15 protein-coding genes are annotated in these 16,724 nt (G+C 49.7%); 4 read left to right on the forward strand and 11 right to left on the reverse strand.

What is annotated here, in order from left to right; all coding sequences use genetic code 11:
• Positions 1-38: 38 nt before the first annotated feature.
• The 6 genes from galU to NOC_RS12220 all read right to left on the reverse strand — a co-directional run bounded on the left by galU (position 39) and on the right by NOC_RS12220 (position 7,900).
• On the reverse strand, positions 39-932 hold the full coding sequence (gene galU, locus NOC_RS12195) for a UTP--glucose-1-phosphate uridylyltransferase GalU (RefSeq protein ID WP_002811070.1): 894 nt from the start codon (positions 930-932) through the stop codon (positions 39-41).
• A gap of 2 nt (positions 933-934) precedes the next feature.
• Positions 935-2,827, reverse strand: a complete 1,893-nt coding sequence (locus NOC_RS12200) for a polysaccharide biosynthesis protein (protein WP_002809367.1) — start codon at positions 2,825-2,827, stop codon at positions 935-937.
• A 33-nt stretch (positions 2,828-2,860) separates the two neighbouring features.
• Entirely contained in the window at positions 2,861-5,104 is a 2,244-nt protein-coding gene (gene parC / locus NOC_RS12205) for a DNA topoisomerase IV subunit A (RefSeq protein ID WP_002811795.1), read from the reverse strand.
• The gene (parE, locus tag NOC_RS12210; RefSeq protein WP_002808890.1) at positions 5,101-6,987 is read right to left on the reverse strand and encodes a DNA topoisomerase IV subunit B; all 1,887 of its coding nucleotides are present in this window, start codon (positions 6,985-6,987) and stop codon (positions 5,101-5,103) included. The genes parC and parE overlap by 4 nt, the downstream gene beginning before the upstream one ends.
• Positions 6,988-7,170: 183 nt before the next feature.
• Positions 7,171-7,512: a DUF190 domain-containing protein gene (locus NOC_RS12215; RefSeq protein ID WP_002809093.1), complete on the reverse strand. Its 342-nt coding sequence runs from the start codon at positions 7,510-7,512 to the stop codon at positions 7,171-7,173.
• A gap of 10 nt (positions 7,513-7,522) precedes the next feature.
• Positions 7,523-7,900 carry a fluoride efflux transporter FluC gene (locus NOC_RS12220; protein WP_002808682.1) on the reverse strand — a complete coding sequence of 126 codons (378 nt, stop codon included), beginning with the start codon at positions 7,898-7,900 and terminating at the stop codon, positions 7,523-7,525.
• Between the two features lie 191 nt (positions 7,901-8,091).
• Between NOC_RS12220 and NOC_RS12225 the strand changes: the two genes are divergently transcribed.
• From NOC_RS12225 to NOC_RS17750, 3 genes are read left to right on the forward strand one after another with little or no spacing between them, the layout of a single operon-like run.
• The gene (locus tag NOC_RS12225) at positions 8,092-9,537 is read left to right on the forward strand and encodes a hypothetical protein (protein ID WP_002810969.1); all 1,446 of its coding nucleotides are present in this window, start codon (positions 8,092-8,094) and stop codon (positions 9,535-9,537) included.
• A gap of 23 nt (positions 9,538-9,560) precedes the next feature.
• Complete coding sequence (locus tag NOC_RS12230; protein ID WP_002809705.1) at positions 9,561-10,583, forward strand: M14 family metallopeptidase; 1,023 nt, start codon at positions 9,561-9,563, stop codon at positions 10,581-10,583.
• Positions 10,580-10,780, forward strand: coding sequence for a hypothetical protein (locus NOC_RS17750; RefSeq protein WP_036497451.1), 201 nt, complete (start codon positions 10,580-10,582; stop codon positions 10,778-10,780). Before NOC_RS12230 ends, NOC_RS17750 begins: the two co-directional genes overlap by 4 nt.
• A gap of 45 nt (positions 10,781-10,825) precedes the next feature.
• On the opposite strand, the gene NOC_RS12240 is transcribed toward NOC_RS17750, so the two are convergent.
• The 4 genes from NOC_RS12240 to NOC_RS12255 all read right to left on the reverse strand — a co-directional run bounded on the left by NOC_RS12240 (position 10,826) and on the right by NOC_RS12255 (position 14,620).
• Positions 10,826-12,067: a sulfate adenylyltransferase subunit 1 gene (locus NOC_RS12240; protein ID WP_002808935.1), complete on the reverse strand. Its 1,242-nt coding sequence runs from the start codon at positions 12,065-12,067 to the stop codon at positions 10,826-10,828.
• Between the two features lie 45 nt (positions 12,068-12,112).
• Positions 12,113-13,018 carry a sulfate adenylyltransferase subunit CysD gene (gene cysD / locus NOC_RS12245; RefSeq protein WP_002810129.1) on the reverse strand — a complete coding sequence of 302 codons (906 nt, stop codon included), beginning with the start codon at positions 13,016-13,018 and terminating at the stop codon, positions 12,113-12,115.
• Between the two features lie 70 nt (positions 13,019-13,088).
• A complete protein-coding gene (locus NOC_RS12250; RefSeq protein ID WP_011330910.1) occupies positions 13,089-13,802 on the reverse strand; it encodes a phosphoadenylyl-sulfate reductase in 714 nt (237 codons plus the stop codon).
• Between the two features lie 17 nt (positions 13,803-13,819).
• Positions 13,820-14,620: a sulfite exporter TauE/SafE family protein gene (locus tag NOC_RS12255; protein WP_002810505.1), complete on the reverse strand. Its 801-nt coding sequence runs from the start codon at positions 14,618-14,620 to the stop codon at positions 13,820-13,822.
• A 125-nt stretch (positions 14,621-14,745) separates the two neighbouring features.
• Here NOC_RS12255 and cysB point away from each other — a divergent pair, with 125 nt between their 5' ends.
• Entirely contained in the window at positions 14,746-15,666 is a 921-nt protein-coding gene (gene cysB, locus NOC_RS12260; RefSeq protein ID WP_002808863.1) for an HTH-type transcriptional regulator CysB, read from the forward strand.
• Here cysB and mtnA read toward each other — a convergent pair.
• A complete protein-coding gene (gene mtnA, locus NOC_RS12265) occupies positions 15,663-16,709 on the reverse strand; it encodes an S-methyl-5-thioribose-1-phosphate isomerase (RefSeq protein WP_002808874.1) in 1,047 nt (348 codons plus the stop codon). The genes cysB and mtnA overlap by 4 nt on opposite strands.
• Between the last annotated feature and the right edge of the window lie 15 nt (positions 16,710-16,724).

Genomic DNA, 16,724 nt, shown 5'->3' on the forward strand with positions numbered 1-16,724 from the left:
CACACTCTCCCCCAAAGAAAGGGAATTTTCAGTCTTAATCAAAGCGGGGCCTCAATTTGAGCAACCAAGCCGCATAAATAGTCTCTGAAAGGATCGCCTAACTCGGTATGCTTAAGGCCGTACTCCACTGTGGCTTGAAGGTAGCCTAATTTACTGCCACAATCATAGCGCTTGCCTTCAAAGCGATAAGCAAACATATACTCCTCGCTTAATAAAGTAGCAAGGGCATCAGTTAATTGAATTTCTCCCCCAACTCCGTGAGGGGTAGCTTCTAATAGACTGAAAATACGGGGGGTTAAAATATAACGCCCTACCACCGCCAAGGATGAGGGGGCCTCTGCCGGTTCAGGCTTCTCGACAATTCCTTCCACTTTGTACTCCCGGTCCTCTGCCAAGCCAGGCTGAATAATACCGTATTGATCGGTGCTGTCAGAAGCGACCTCCTCCACGCCCACTAGGCTGCAATGATGCTTACTAAATTGCTTCACCATTTGGGAGAGACATCCCTCCATCCCCGCATCAATCAGATCATCAGCAAGGATCACTGCAAAGGGCTCTTCGCCCACAACTGGCGCGGCACAAAGCACCGCATGCCCTAACCCTAAAGTTTCCTCCTGACGGATATAAACGCAGGTCACATCCCTAGGAATAATGTCCTGTACCAACTTGAGTAGCTTGTTTTTACCGCGTCTTTCCAGTTCTGCTTCAAGTTCATAAGCCATATCGAAATGATCAGGAATCGGACGCTTATTCCGCCCAGTAACAAAAACCATAACCTTGATCCCTGCCTCAACCGCTTCTTCAACCGCATATTGAATGAGAGGCTTATCGACGATTGGCAGCATCTCTTTTGGGTTTGCTTTGGTCGCGGGAAGGAAACGGGTTCCTAATCCCGCCACAGGGAATACAGCTTTAGTAATGGGTTTTGTCATCGTTAACTCCTGTTGATTGCAATTACTTTAGAACCCACCTGTTGCAATTTAGCCTCCGCCCTCACCTCCGGCAATAGGCGCGCTAACACCTGCTTCACCTGCCATTCCTCTCCCAGCCCACAGGCTTTCTCTAACTCATCCAGTCCGCTTTCCAAGCGTCTCCAGTCGGTAGCACCATGCCGTGCTAGCAATATCTTCGGCGATTGGGTAGGTACAGGAGATTCATGGGCATAAAATAATTCCTCATGGAGTTTTTCCCCCGGCCTCAGCCCCGTATAAATGATTTCTACTGCCGGTTCCTGGCCAGAAAGGCGGATCATTTGCTCAGCAAGTTCGATAATTTTAACCGACTCGCCCATATCCAGGACGAATATCTCCCCTCCTTTGCCTATCATAGCGGCTTGGGTAATCAAGTGGCATGCCTCGGGAATAGTCATGAAATAGCGGGTCATTTCGGGATGGGTCACCGTGATCGGCCCACCGGCGGCAATTTGGGCCTGGAATAACGGCACCACGCTCCCTGCTGATCCAAGCACATTGCCAAAACGCACGACGATAAACCGAGTTTGGCTGTGTCGGTTAAGATCTTGGCAGAGAAGCTCCGCAACTCGCTTGCTGGTGCCCATCACACTCGTTGGATTAACCGCTTTGTCGGTTGAAATCAGGACGAAAGTTCCACAGCCTGCTTGCCTTGCCGCCTCGGCTAAACAGCGGGTTCCAAAAATATTGTTTCGCACAGCCTGCCGTGCTTGCCTCTCTAGGAGGGGTACATGTTTATAAGCTGCTGCATGGAACACCACCTCTGGCAGATGACGCGCTAGGATCTCCTTCACACCAGCTTCATCACGCACATCACATAAATAAGCGTGGAGATTGAGAGCCGGGAGTTTCTGCCGCAACTCCTGTTCGAGGCGATAGAGCTTATATTCGCTATTATCGATGACAATAAGGGAAGCGGGCCCAAGGCGCCCTAATTGCCGGCAAAGTTCGGATCCGATCGATCCTCCTCCGCCACTGACCAACAGGGATTTAGCTTCCAAGTCTCGGCGGATATAATCCCAATCCAAAAATATTTCGTCCCGCCCCAATAGATCGTCAATGGCAACTTCTCGAAGCTCCTTGATGCTCGCCCGACCCGCAACCAAATCTTGCAGACGGGGTAAAGTCCGATAAGGTACTTGGGCCTGCTCACAGAGCGAAACAGCACGGCGCATCTGCTGGTTATTAGCAGAAGGCATCGCAATCACCACCACATCTGCAGCCATCTCACCCACCTTGGCAGGCAATTGCGCTAACAACCCCACTACTGGAATTCCTCGCACTTGCCGGCCTATCAGATCAGGCCGATCATCTAGAAAAGCCACCGGCAGGTAGTGCCCCTCCACAAGCATATCACGGACCAGCAAATCACCAGCACGGCCAGCTCCCAAAATTAAGACTCGTTTTCGATGAGGACTTGCAGCCAGGGTAAGACGGCGATCTTTCCACACCCGGTAGGCAAGCCGGGGACCTGCCAGCAGCAGTAAAGAAAAGATAGGATAAAGCAGCAATGCACTGCGGGGTACGCCGTTGAGGCGGTTGATAAGAAAAAGCGTTAGCGCAACTAAAAGGGCTCCGTAACCTACGGCGCGAATGATGTTTAATAAATCAGGAATGCTCGCAAAGCGCCACAAGCCCCGATAAAGCCCTATCCAAATCAAGACGATGCTTTGGACCACCACGATCACCGGCAAGGTGCTGAGGCAAGTCTCCCAGTCCACCCAATAAGGCGATAAATTGTAACGAATAAGGTAACTTAACACCCAGGCCAAACAGACGGCAGTGACATCATGCACAATGACCACGGCCCGTCGCTTTTGGGCCTGCAAAAAAGGGCCGATTTCACGCTTTGGCACAGCTTAATCTCTCACTTTCCCATGGGAGAAAAATCACCCTATTGGGACCATTCGCTCCACCTGTTGGAAGCCTCGCGGCAAGGTAAGGCCACGCCGTGCCCGTTCTCCCTGGTAGGGTTCCAGATCCTCTGACTTGAGCGTTAAATGCCGCCGCCCCGCAAAAACTTGCAGTGCTCCCCCCTGGGATACAACAGCCAAGGCACGCACCGCCTCCTGTCCCTGGGCAAGGCGGGTCGATGAAATGTTGATCAGTTTTACCCCCTTGCCACGAGCGATAAAAGGAAGATCTCGGAGTGGAAACAATAGCAGCCGGCCAACATTAGTCGCAACCGCCACTTGATCCAACTCTCTGTCTGTCACTGGCACCGGAGGAAGGGCTTTTGCCCCCGCAGATACATTTAACACCGCCTTGCCTGCTCGGTTTTTGGTATATAAATGTCGTGCTTGGCACAGAAAACCATAACCCGCATTACTGGCCATGAGGTAGAATTCTTCTGGCTCAGCCAATAATATGGCAATGAATTCCGCCCCTGGAGCAACCTGGAGATGCCCGCTCAACGGTTCTCCTTGGCCCCGAGCCGAAGGTAAGCCATGCGCAGGTAAAGTATAGCTACGACCGGTGGAATCTAAAAATATCGCTGACTGATTGCTGCGGCCGCGAGCAGAAGCCCGGTAACTATCACCGGTGCGGTAGCTAAGCGCGGCGGGATTCACATCCTGGCTTTTCGCCGCTCGCACCCAACCCTTCTCAGATAAAACCACAGTGATAAGCTCTGCCGGCAGTAAGCTTTGCTTATCTAACACTGTGGCAGAGGACCGTTCAACAATAGGTGAGCGGCGGGCATCACCAAATTTTTTAGCATCCGCAAGCAATTCCTGGCGCAATAAATCTTTTATCCGGGACTCTGAACCTAACATTTTTTCGAGCCCCTTCCGTTCCGCCGCCAGCGCCTTATTTTCAGCGCGAATTTTGGTTTCTTCCAGTCGAGCTAAATAACGGAGTTTAAGTTCTAAAATAGCTTCTGCTTGGCGATCCGAGAGCTTAAATCGTGCCATCAAAACTGGCTTTGGCGCCTCTTCATCCCGAATAATAGCAATCACTTCATCAATATTTAGATAAGCAATCAGCAAGCCCGCTAAAACTTGCAGGCGATCTTCTACCTTCTCTAAACGATACCGAAAGCGGCGGCGTAGGGTTTCAATTCGAAAATAGAACCATTCCCCCAGCAAATCACGAAGGTTTTTCACCTGGGGCCGGCCATCTAGACCGATGACATTGAGGTTGACCCGGTAACTACGTTCCAGATCCGTGGTCGCAAATAGATGGGACATCACCGTCTCCACATCCATTCGACGAGCATAGGGTACTAAAACTAAACGAGTGGGATTTTCGTGATCGGACTCATCCCGCAGGTCTGCCAGCATCGGCAGTTTTTTAGCCTGCATTTGCTGAGCAATTTGCTCTAAAACACGCGCCCCTGAAACTTGATGCGGCAAAGCATTAACCACAATATTGCCCTGCTCCACCATATATTGGGCGCGTAGGCGTACGCTTCCCTGTCCTGTCTCATACATCTTCACCAGGGCTGCCGATGGTGTAATGATTTCCGCCTCCGTGGGATAGTCCGGCCCCGGCAGATACTCGCACAGTTCCGCCACGGTCGCATTCGGATATTTCAATAAATGCAGGCAAGCAGCAGTTACTTCATGGAGATTATGGGGAGGAATATCCGTGGCCATCCCTACCGCAATCCCCATAGTGCCATTAAGCAATACGTGGGGAACCCGCGCCGGGAGCAAGCGCGGCTCCTGCAAGGTACCATCGAAGTTCGGCGCCCAGTTGACGGTTCCTTGCCCAACTTCCGATAACAATAGCTCGGCGAAAGGCGCTAAGCGCGCCTCCGTATAGCGCATGGCAGCAAAGGATTTAGGATCATCCGGTGAACCCCAATTGCCCTGCCCTGCTATCAAGGGATAACGATAGGAGAATTGTTGGGCCATCAGCACCATGGCTTCGTAACAAGCACTATCTCCATGGGGATGATATTTTCCTAGCACATCTCCAACGGTACGGGCCGATTTTTTATATTTGGCGCCGGCCGACAATCCCAATTCAGACATGGCGTAAATGATACGGCGTTGTACCGGCTTTAACCCATCTCCAAGGTGGGGGAGCGCCCGGTCCAAAATGACATACATGGAATAATCCAGGTACGCTTTTTCGGCAAACTCTCCTAGTGGCCGTTCCTCAACATCGGGATTCATGGAAATATTCATAGCTCGGCTAAATTACCGCTTTCTTCCAGCCATCGCCTGCGATCCGCAGCGCGGCGCTTGGCTAACAACCGATCCAGCAACTGGTCCGGATCATCATTAGGAGTCACCGTCAAACGCACTAATCGTCGCGTCTCTGGCGCCATGGTAGTCTCCCGCAACTGCATGGGATTCATCTCTCCCAATCCTTTAAAACGCTGGATATTAATTTTTCCTTTAATTCTTTCAGCAGCAATCCGATCGAGCACTCCTTGTCGTTCCGCCTCGTCAAGGGCATAGAAAACGCGCTTCCCGACATCGATGCGATAAAGGGGTGGCATCGCCACATAAATGTGGCCCGCCTCAACCAGCGGCCGAAAATGCCGAAAGAATAGCGCCGAAAGTAAGGCGGCAATATGGGCGCCATCGGAATCGGCATCAGCAAGAATACAGATTTTACCGTAGCGTAAGCTATCAAGTTTATCCGAGCCAGGATCTACACCCAGCGCCACCGCAATATTATGCACTTCTTGGGAAGCCAGCACCTGGGCTGAATCTATCTCCCAAGTATTGAGGATTTTCCCACGAAGGGGCATGATAGCTTGAAATACCCGGTCCCGCCCCTGTTTCGCACTGCCGCCGGCTGAATCCCCCTCCACCAGAAAAAGCTCCGTAAGACTTACCTCCTGACTGGTGCAGTCCGCTAATTTTCCCGGCAGTGCAGGGCCAGCTTGAATACGCTTGCGAACCACTTTTTTGGCCTGGCGTAAACGCCGCTGGGCATTGCCAATCGCCAATTCTGCAATCGTCTCTCCAGTGACGACATGCTGATTAAGCCATAGACTAAAAGAATCTTTGACAACTCCAGAAACAAAACTAGCGCATTCCCGAGAAGACAAGCGTTCTTTAGTTTGCCCAGAAAACTGAGGGTCGAGAAGCTTCACCGAAAGCACATAACTCACTCGATCCCAAACATCATCCGGGGCCAGTTTTACGCCCTTTGGCAGAAGATTCCGAAACTCACAAAACTCTCGCACTGCCTCCAGCATCCCCGCCCGCAAGCCATTGACATGAGTGCCTCCCTGGGGCGTTGGAATCAAATTAACGTAGCTTTCCGTCACCACCTCGCCCCCTTCAGGCAACCAAGTAAACGCCCAACAGACTTCTTCAGTATTACCTTGCATTTCTCCGGTAAAAGGGGGGTCAGGCAAGTACGAGAGCTCTCTTAACTCATCTCTGAGATAAGCTAAAAGTCCCTCTTGGTAACGCCAATTGACCGTCTCTCCGGTAGCAACATCGCTGAAGGTCACGCAAAGACCGGGGCATAGCACCGCTTTGGCGCGTAAAATATGCTTAAGCCGCGCCACAGCAAATTTAGGGGTATCGAAAAATACCGGATCTGGCCAGAAACGCAGAACGGTGCCCGTATTGCGCTTACCTACCTTATTGATCGCTTTTAAAGCGGAAACCCGTTCACCATTAGCAAAAGCGATATGATATTCACAGCCCTCGCGCCGCACCCAAACCTCCAGGCGCGAGGAAAGGGCGTTCACCACCGAAACCCCTACCCCGTGCAACCCTCCCGCGAAGCGATAACTTTTAGAAGAGAATTTACCACCCGCATGGAGTCGGGTAAGAATCACCTCTACTCCTGGCAACCGCTCCTCTGGATGCAGATCCACTGGCATTCCCCGTCCGTCATCACACACTGTTAAGGAACCATCTGGTTGAAGCACGACATCGATCTGGGTAGCGAATCCTGCAATGGCCTCATCGACGCTATTATCAATGACCTCCTGAGCCAAATGATTAGGCCGTTGGGTATCGGTATACATTCCTGGCCGCTTGCGTACCGGATCCAAGCCCGTGAGTACTTCTATCGCGGCAGCATCGTAATTTCCACTCATACTTTTTGCATATAAATTCCTCCTATCTCTAGCCTAAACATACCAGAGGGTAAGGAATTTCTAATTAAGGTAGGATTATTTATCCGTTTATTTTAATTTTCGTACTACCACCCTCAAGGGGCAGAACCCATTTTTACTGGCCGACCAGCCCCAAGGGCTGTTCAATGCTCCTATTACCTTACCTCATTCTGTATGGCTATGACGATAAGCAATCACCTGCACCCGTTCCAGGGTCACAAGTCCCTCCTCAATAAGAGCGTCCAATTCAGGCAGGAAGGCAGCAATCCGCTCCGGCTGGTCCACAATCTCGACTACCATGGGTAAATCTTCCGAAAGGCGGAGAATCTTTGCCGTATGGATGCGGCTGTTGGCACCAAACCCTAAGGTTCCACGCAGGACAGTAGCCCCGGCCAAACCGTAACGGCGCGCCTCTTCCACAACGACCTCATATAATGGCCGCCCGTGGTATTTATCGCTTTCTCCAATGAAAACGCGGAGCAACTCGGCTTCCGATCGTTGCTTCATTGCTGCCTCCCTAAATGATTTGGCTTATAGTAAAACCAAGAAACACGCACACTAGGCCCAAACTATTTTGGCCAATGAGGTGGATGGCCGCTAATAGCCATTCAGAATCTCGTAAAAACTGGCTCGCCTCAAAAGCAAAGGTAGAAAATGTAGTAAATGCTCCCATAAAACCAGTCAGCACAATAAAACGAATTTCACCAGTAATAAGCAGCCGCTCCTCCGCCAATGCCCAGATCATCCCAAATAGAAAGCAACCCAACCCATTCACCACCCACGTTCCCCAAGGAAAACTTGCGCCACACAGATTCTGTACTAGTCCCGACAGGGCATAGCGGGAAAGGGTGCCTCCAGCCCCGGCTAAAGCTATCCAAGCGAGTTTTTGCCACATAATTTACGCTCTCCAGGAAATCTTTACCAATATCACGGGTCCTATAATTACCCATACTCGGATTCTGCTTTGCCCACGAAGGGCAAAGGCAATACCTGCTCCAATTTAGGCGACTCTGCCATAAAATCCATATTTACTATGATGATTCCCAGCCGAGTTTAAGCTAGAGTTAACTATTCTTCATTTATCTCATGGGCAGCAATATCATGGGCAGTGAAATTCCTTCCAGCCATTTTAGTCCAGAGGACTTTAAAAAGTTTACCGAACGCCTCGATACAGAGACCCAACTAGTCGGTCATTGGTTAGCGCAAGATCATTTTGCTTATAACCAGAGGATCGGGTACGAGCTTGAGGCTTGGTTGATCAATAGTAACTTCCGGCCTGCTCCCATCAATGAGCGTTTTTTACAAGCGCTTGATAACCCCTTGGTGGTACCTGAGTTAGCCAGTTTTAATGTAGAGTTGAATAGTCCTCCCGAAAACTTATCCGGTGATGTTTTTAAACGCCTGGAAGAAGGCTTGAAACTAACTTATCGCCAGTGCCGCAACCAGGCCCGTTTATTAGGCTGCGAGCTTGTAACGATTGGGATATTGCCCAACCTTAGAGAAGCGGACCTCTCACTTCAACACATGTCTAATCTCTCTCGCTACCGAGCGCTCAATGAGCAAGTCTTGCGCCTGCGCCATCGTCGCCCACTACGTATAGATATCAAGGGGAAAGATCATCTCCGCACCACCCATAATAATGTAATGCTGGAAGCAGCAACCACATCTTTCCAGCTCCATCTTCAGATGCCCGCCCGCTACGCTGCTCGCTATTTTAACGCAGCCCTCATCCTTTCAGGACCAATGGTTGCCGCTTCCAGTAATTCCCCATTTTTATTTGGCAAAGACCTATGGGAAGAGACCCGAATTCCTTTATTTGAACAGTCTGTCTCTGTAGGAGGTCATAAGGACTCCGAGAAAGGCGATCTTAAGCGAGTGTCTTTCGGAGCCGGATATATCAGAGAATCTCTGCTAGAATGTTTTCAGGAAAATCAAAGCCACTTCCCGGTGATTTTGCCTGCTTTATTCGATAACCCCCCAGAGAATCTTGCCCACCTACGCCTTCACAATGGCACCATCTGGCGCTGGAATCGACCGCTCATAGGCTTTGATGCTCAGGGCGAGCCACATTTGCGGATCGAACACCGCGTAATTCCCGCAGGTCCCAGTATCCTGGATACTATTGCCAATGCAGCCTTATTTACCGGGATGATGAGTGCCTTGATAGGGAAAGAAGAACCCCCCGAGGAAAATATTCCTTTTTCTCTGGCGCGACGCAATTTCTACACTGCCGCCCGGCAGGGCCTAGAAGCTGAGCTTGACTGGTTCGGCGGTAACCGGGGAAAAGCTTCTACATTACTCATTGAACACTTACTTCCCCTGGCCCGCTCTGGCCTTGAGCAACTCGAAATCGATTCAAATGATATTCAACATTACCTGGGAATCATCCAACAACGCCTTACAACAGGCCAAACTGGTTCCCGCTGGCAGCGACTCTATGTAGCCACTCATGGGCACGATATGGATGCCCTCACCGCTGCTTATGTGGAACGGCAACAAGAGGAAAATCCAGTGCATGATTGGACAGTTTAGACAAGACGCCTAAGAATCCAGCTATGTTGACAATAAGATATGAAATGCCCGCAGGGTTATTAAACTTGGAAGCCCACGAGCTTTACAAGAAATTAGAAGGGCCGACTCTGTTTCACCTGGCTGGACGACGCAAGCCCCCTCTCTTCGTCTCAGTACTACTCCATGGCAATGAACCTGTCGGCTGGGAGGCAATACGCCATCTTTTATCCCAATACCAAAATCGGGAGTTACCACGAGCGTTATCCCTTTTCGTTGGTAATATCACCGCTGCTCGCTATGGACTCCGACGCCTTGATGGTCAGCCTGATCACAACCGAATTTGGACTTCAGGTAATACTCCGGAACATGCCATGGCAACTCAAGTCTACGAAGAGATGGCTAAAATTGGCTTGTTTGCCAGTATCGATATCCATAATAATACCGGCCTTAATCCTCACTATGCCTGCGTTAATAAGCTCGCTACTCCCTTTCTCCATTTAGCAGCCCTATTTAGCCGAACCGTTATTTACTTTGTTCGCCCCCAAGGGGTGCAGTCTCTGGCTTTTGCTGAGCTAGGACCAGCTGTTACGCTTGAATGCGGCCAGCCTGGTTGCCCTCAAGGTGTAGCTCACGCGCACGAATACTTAACTGCTTGTTTGCATCTGGCGGAATTTCCCTTCCAGTCCGTTCCCAAACAAGATATCGAACTCTTCCATACCGTAGCCGTAGTCCGAATCCCGCCTGGACTGCGAGTTGGTTTTCATGGTGATGACTTGGACTTGCGCCTAATCGATAATCTAGACCAGCTAAATTTTCAGGAACTGCCCGTCAACACGCTCTTGGGCTGGCAGCCCTCGAATCGCAATATTTTGCTTACAGTCACTAACGAGCAGGATCAAGAAATAAGCGGGCGTTATTTTTATCTGAATGGCACCGAGCTTCGAACTTGCCGCCCCGTCATGCCCTCGATGCTGACTCGTGATATCCGTATCATCCGCCAGGATTGTCTCTGCTACCTGATGGAGAGAATGCTACTGCCAAACGCTTCATTTGGAGTTTCGCCATGACTCATTTTAATTTTGTTCCTACAAAATCTTATCAGCCTAGCAAATTCGCGTTTCAACCGGTGCCTCGGGCTGGCCACGACTTAGCGCGCAAGGCCTTCGGTTGGGTATCACCCTCCACGCGCATGACTTCTCCACCTCCCGAGGAATGGCACTATATAACAGGGAAGAAAAGCACACAGCAAGGGGGTAAATTTTAATAAGGCCGTTATCCATAACTCATAGGCCCTCTCTGGCATAAATAGTTAGATAATCATTCCTGCGCCAACGGTCTCATTGGTAAATTCGTTGATAAGAATTAAGCTACCCGTTCCCCGGTTCATGCGGTAGCTATCAAAAAACAACGGGCTCGTGGTCCTAATCTTGATTCGACCGATATCGTTGAGCCCAAGCGTTGCTCCATCCTCAAGCCGGCTTAAGGTCGTAATATCCACCTTATAGCGCACTTCTTTAACTACGCAGCGAGCATCCTTAGTCGTGTGTTTAATAGCGTACTTAGCGCCGGGGGTCAGCGGAGTTTCATTAAGCCAACAAACCATCAATTCAACATCTTGGGTAAATTGAGGTTGGTTAGCAGGTTTAACAATCATATCTCCCCGGCTAATATCGACATCGTCTTCCAGGGTAAAGGCTACTGCCATGGGGGCAAAAGCCTCATCAACTGGACCTTCCAAAGTATCAATAGACTTGATATGAGTTGAAAATCCTGAAGGAAGTGCGGTAATTTCATCTCCTGGACGAAAGATGCCTCCCTCTACCCGTCCAGCATAGCTGCGATAATCATGGTATTGATCCGACTGGGGACGAATTACATATTGCACCGGAAAACGACCGTCAATATGATTGTAATCGCTCCCAATATGCACATTCTCCAAGGTATGGAGCAAAGTCCCTCCTTGATACCATGGCATGTTTTCCGACTTTACTACGACATTATCTCCCTGTAAGGCGCTAATAGGAATATAATGGATATCAGGAATATCTAGCTTCGCTGCGAAATTTTCAAACTCTTTTTTGATTTTCTCAAATCGCTCCTCTTGATAATCCACCAAATCCATCTTATTGATGCACAACACAAGGTGGGGGAGTTCCAAGAGGGAGGCAATAGAGGCATGACGGCAAGTCTGCTCAATGACTCCATGGCGGGCATCGGCTAATACAATCGCTAAATTAGCGGTCGAGGCACCAGTGACCATATTGCGGGTATATTGTATGTGCCCCGGAGTATCCGCAATGATGAATTTACGTTTAGGCGTAGCAAAATAACGGTAAGCCACATCGATAGTAATGCCTTGTTCCCGCTCAGCCCGCAGGCCATCGGTGAGCAATGCTAAATTGACCTGACTCTCGCCGCGCTGCTGACTGCTTCTTTGGATAGATTCCAACTGATCCTCGAAGATAGATTTGGAATCATAGAGCAGACGGCCAATAAGCGTACTCTTACCATCATCCACACTCCCAGCAGTAGTAAGACGCAACAGATCCATCTCTAGGTATTTTGACTGCGAAGATCCACTCATAATTTTATAATATTAAAAATAACCTTGCCTTTTACGATCTTCCATCGCCGCTTCCGAGCGTTTATCATCAGCTCTGCCACCGCGCTCAGTTACCCTAGCCGCAGCCACTTCCTGGATAATATCCTCGATCGTAGCAGCTTCAGACTCGACGACCCCCGTGCAGGTCATGTCTCCTACCGTTCGGCAGCGAACCTGCCGCCGTTCCGGAGTCTCTCCCCTCCTTAATGCAAGATAAGAGGAATTCGCCAACAACATTCCATCCCGCTGAATAATCTCCCTTTCATGGCTAAAATAGATATTGGGAATGTCTACGTTCTCTTGGGCAATGTATTGCCAAACATCCATTTCAGTCCAATTACTCAAAGGAAAAACCCGGAAATGCTCGCCCATATGCTTACGACCATTAAATAAGCTCCATAGCTCGGGACGTTGATTTTTAGGATCCCACTGGCCAAACTCATCCCGGTGAGAAAATATTCTTTCCTTGGCCCGGGCCTTTTCCTCATCACGTCGACCACCCCCAAAGGCAGCATCAACTTTCAGCTCTTCAAGCGCATCCAGCAGGGTAGTGGTTTGCAGCCTATTGCGACTCGCATTAGGTCCTTTCTCTTCCGCCGTACGTCCCTGATCAATGGAATCTTGCACCGTTCGAACTATTAATCTTGCCCCTACCTGCTCTACAAGATGATCCCTAAAATCCAGAGTTTCAGGGAAATTATGCCCGGTATCAATATGGAGCAAAGGAAACGGCAACTTAGCAGGCCAAAAAGCTTTTTGAGCTAACCGTACCATGACAATAGAATCCTTGCCCCCAGAGAACAGCAGTACAGGCCGCTCGAAAATAGCCGCAACCTCACGCATAATAAATATAGCTTCCGCCTCAAGCTGCTTAAGATGAGTCAGACTGTATGACTTCATGATCTCCTACTCATTGACAAACCCCGAGAACTTATAAGCACCTAATTTTATTCATCCTTTGGGAGGAAATTTACCCAATGGACAATCGCTTTAAATGCAGTCCACATTCTTTTGTAGCAGCGTCTTCCCACCACCACCTTCCAGCCCGGATATCTTCACCTATAGTAATCGCCCGCGTACAGGGAGCACATCCAATGCTAGCATAACCTTGATTGTATAACGTATTATAAGGAAGGTCGAACCGGCGCACATAATCCCAAACTTCATCCTCGCTCCATTCAATGAGAGGATTAAATTTCTGCAATTTATGGTCTACATCCCATTTCGAAAGCGATAAATCTTTGCGGGTTACCGATTGTCCTCGCCGCACCCCGGTAATCCAAGCTTTTTTCCCCGCAAGCGCCCGTTTCAGGGGTTCTACCTTGCGGATTCTGCAACATTCTTTACGCAGCGCTACGCTCTCATAAAAGCCATTAGGCCCGTGCTTTTCCACATAAGTTTCCACCTTCTGGGTTTCAGGAAAATAAATGTTCACCGGACGGGCATAGCGTTCCTTAACCTTTTGTATCAGCTCATAGGTTTCCTGGGGTAGACGGCCCGTATCTAAAGTAAATACTTCTATCTTTGGCGCATGCTTGCAGATAAGATCGACAAGCACCATGTCCTCTATCCCAAAGCTACAGGCAAAACAAGCGGGAGCATAGTTGAGTTCAATGGAGATCAACAGCGAAGAAACCGCTTCAACCTTATTTGCTAACAAATCCTCTCTCATCAACGTGTCCATATCACCACACTTCCTGGCTAGAAAATAAATTTGATACCCACCAACATAAGCAGGGTCGCTAATACTGTTTGCATAGTCCGCTCCGGAATATTCACCCCTATATGACTAGCCACGTAAATCCCAGGCAAAGATCCGAGAAGTAAATTGCCCAAGAGAACCATATCCACAGACCCCAAATACCAATGCCCAATGCCCGCAATAGCCGTCAAAGGCACCGCATGAGTAATGTCTGTAGCAACTACCTGCACTGTCCGCAGGCCAGGATAAAGGAACAGCAATACCACGGCCCCCAAAGCGCCTGCACCAATGGAGGACAGAGTAACCAAAAACCCCAACACGCCCCCCATCACAAGCGTACTTACTGTAGTAAAACGCGGGTTACAGCGCAAAGAATAAGCGGGTTGCATTATTTTAGGCAGTGCCCTCCTAGCTGCCATTCGCTGCAACCAACTCTTCATGGGCAATGCGACTGCCGTCAAAACCAGGGCAGTTCCCAGTGCCGTATTAATAATACCTTCCAATTGCAGGCCACGGGCTTGAAATAGCTTTAAGATTTGCAGAGCAATTAGAGTAGAAGGAATGCTCCCCAAGGCCAGCAGACCTACTACCCGCCATTGAATGGTATGATGGCGCCAGTGCGCCCAAATGCCGCCCATTTTAGTAAGCGCTGCAAACAACAGATCGGTTCCCACCGCCGTCAGCGGAGGGATCCCAAAACCAAAGATCAAAAGTGGCGTCATTAACGAGCCGCCACCGACTCCGGTCAGCCCCACCATGAAACCAACAACCAGTCCGGCCAGTATATATCCCAGCTCCATCCACCTTGACCCTATATTAATTCCCTAAAGTTCGGGAAAGTGGATGAAATTGTAACTCCCGGCAGATATCATATCAAAATATATTATTCTTTATTGATATAACTATTTGTTATAGAAAAATAGCCATGAAATTACAGCAACTGCATTTTGTATACGAAGTCTCCCGGCAAGGATATAATGTATCCGCAGCCGCCGAGGCGCTTCACGCCACGCAGCCAGGAGTTAGTAACCGGATTCATCAGCTAGAGCGGGAGCTCGGTGTACCCATCTTCGAGCGCCATGGCAAACGGCTCACCGGCATGACTCCTGCCGGAAAGGCTATCTTAAAAATGATTGAGCGAATCTTGCGCGAAGTGGAAAATATCAAGCAAGTGAGCGCGGAAGCTACAGACGAACATCAAGGGATACTCTCCATTGCTACAACCCACACCCAAGCCCGCTATGCCTTGCCGCTGGTGATCAAAGCTTTTAGGGATCGTTACCCTCAAGTCCGCCTCAGGATGTTTCAAGGCACTCCCCGTCAAATTGCTGAAATGGCGGCTGCGGGAACCGTGGACCTTGCTATCGCTACTGAGGCTATCGAACTATTTGAAGATTTGATCATGCTGCCTTGTTATGAGTGGAACCGAAGCGTGGTAGTTCCGCCCGCACACCCTTTGTTGGCATGCCGGCCCCTGACGCTGGAAGCCGTGGCAAAATACCCTATTATCACTTATGTCTTTGGCTTTACAGGCCGCTCTAAGCTCGATAACGCATTTGCCAGTAAAAACCTTGTTCCAAATGTAATTCTTACTGCCACCGATGCCGATGTTATTAAAACATATCTCCATTTGGGGTTAGGAATTGGAATCATCGCTAGCATGGCTTTTGATCCTGACCAGGATGCACCGCTCAAAGCTATCGATGCTAGCCACTTATTCGAGCCCAGCACCACCCATCTCGGAATCCGGCGAGGCGCCTATCTGCGGGGGTATATTTATGCCTTCATAGAACTATTTTCTCCACAGCTTACACGCCAAATCGTCGATGCGGCCGTTCATGCCTAACCAAAAAGGGCTTTCATCCGTTCATGGGTAGGCTGGCGAACCACGCCCCTTTCCGTCACGATGGCATCAATGAGGTGGGCAGGGATGACATCAAAAGCGGGATTATAGGCTTCAGCCCCAACCGTGGCGATAGCTTTTCCCCCTAAAGTTAGAACCTCCTCCGGAGGCCGTTGTTCAATGGGAATTCTCGTTCCATCAGACAAATTCCAATCAATGGTTGAAGTAGGGGCTACCACCATAAAACGCACGTTATGATAACGGGCCGCTACGGCTAAGCCATAAGAACCAATTTTATTGGCGGTATCACCATTAGCCGCGATCCGATCGGCACCAACAATCACCCATTGAACTTCTCCCTGCCCCAGCAAATAAGGAGCAACGCTATCGGCAATAAGCACTACCGGTATTCCGTCCCGCAATAGCTCCCAAGTGGTAAGGCGTGCGCCTTGCAACCAAGGCCGGGTTTCATCGGCAAACACTTTTTCAATTCGCCCCTTGCCATAAGCATGACGAATCACTCCAAGCGCGGTTCCAAAACCACCCGTTGCTAAAGAACCAGTATTACAATGAGTTAGAACCCCTACCGATCCTTCAATAAGGGTAGTACCTAGCTCACCCATACGGCGATTAGCCGCAATATCTTCTTCATGGATACATCGGGCTTCAACAAGCAAAGCGCTTTCCGGATCACGATGATCAGGAAGACCTTGAATAATAGCTTGCATTCGTGCTAAGGCCCAAGCAAGGTTAATGGCAGTAGGGCGGGCTGCCTCTAAATCACATAGATCCGCTTCAAGGAGCTGCTTCCAACCAGAACCCGCCTCGGAAAAACGAGCCCTTGCCGCAAGCACTACACCATAGGCGGCCGCGATTCCAATTGCAGGTGCGCCCCGTACGACCATTTTGGTAATAGCTTGAGCCACATCGGATACGCAGGCGATCGTCCAGTAAATTTCTTCCTGAGGGAGGCGGCGCTGATCCAATAATCGTACACCCGCTCCGGTCCAAGCTACTGCTCGAATTTGATCATGCTCGGCGCTCATATATTTATTTTAAAA

Source organism: Nitrosococcus oceani ATCC 19707 (assembly GCF_000012805.1).
GTDB classification, from domain to species: domain Bacteria; phylum Pseudomonadota; class Gammaproteobacteria; order Nitrosococcales; family Nitrosococcaceae; genus Nitrosococcus; species Nitrosococcus oceani.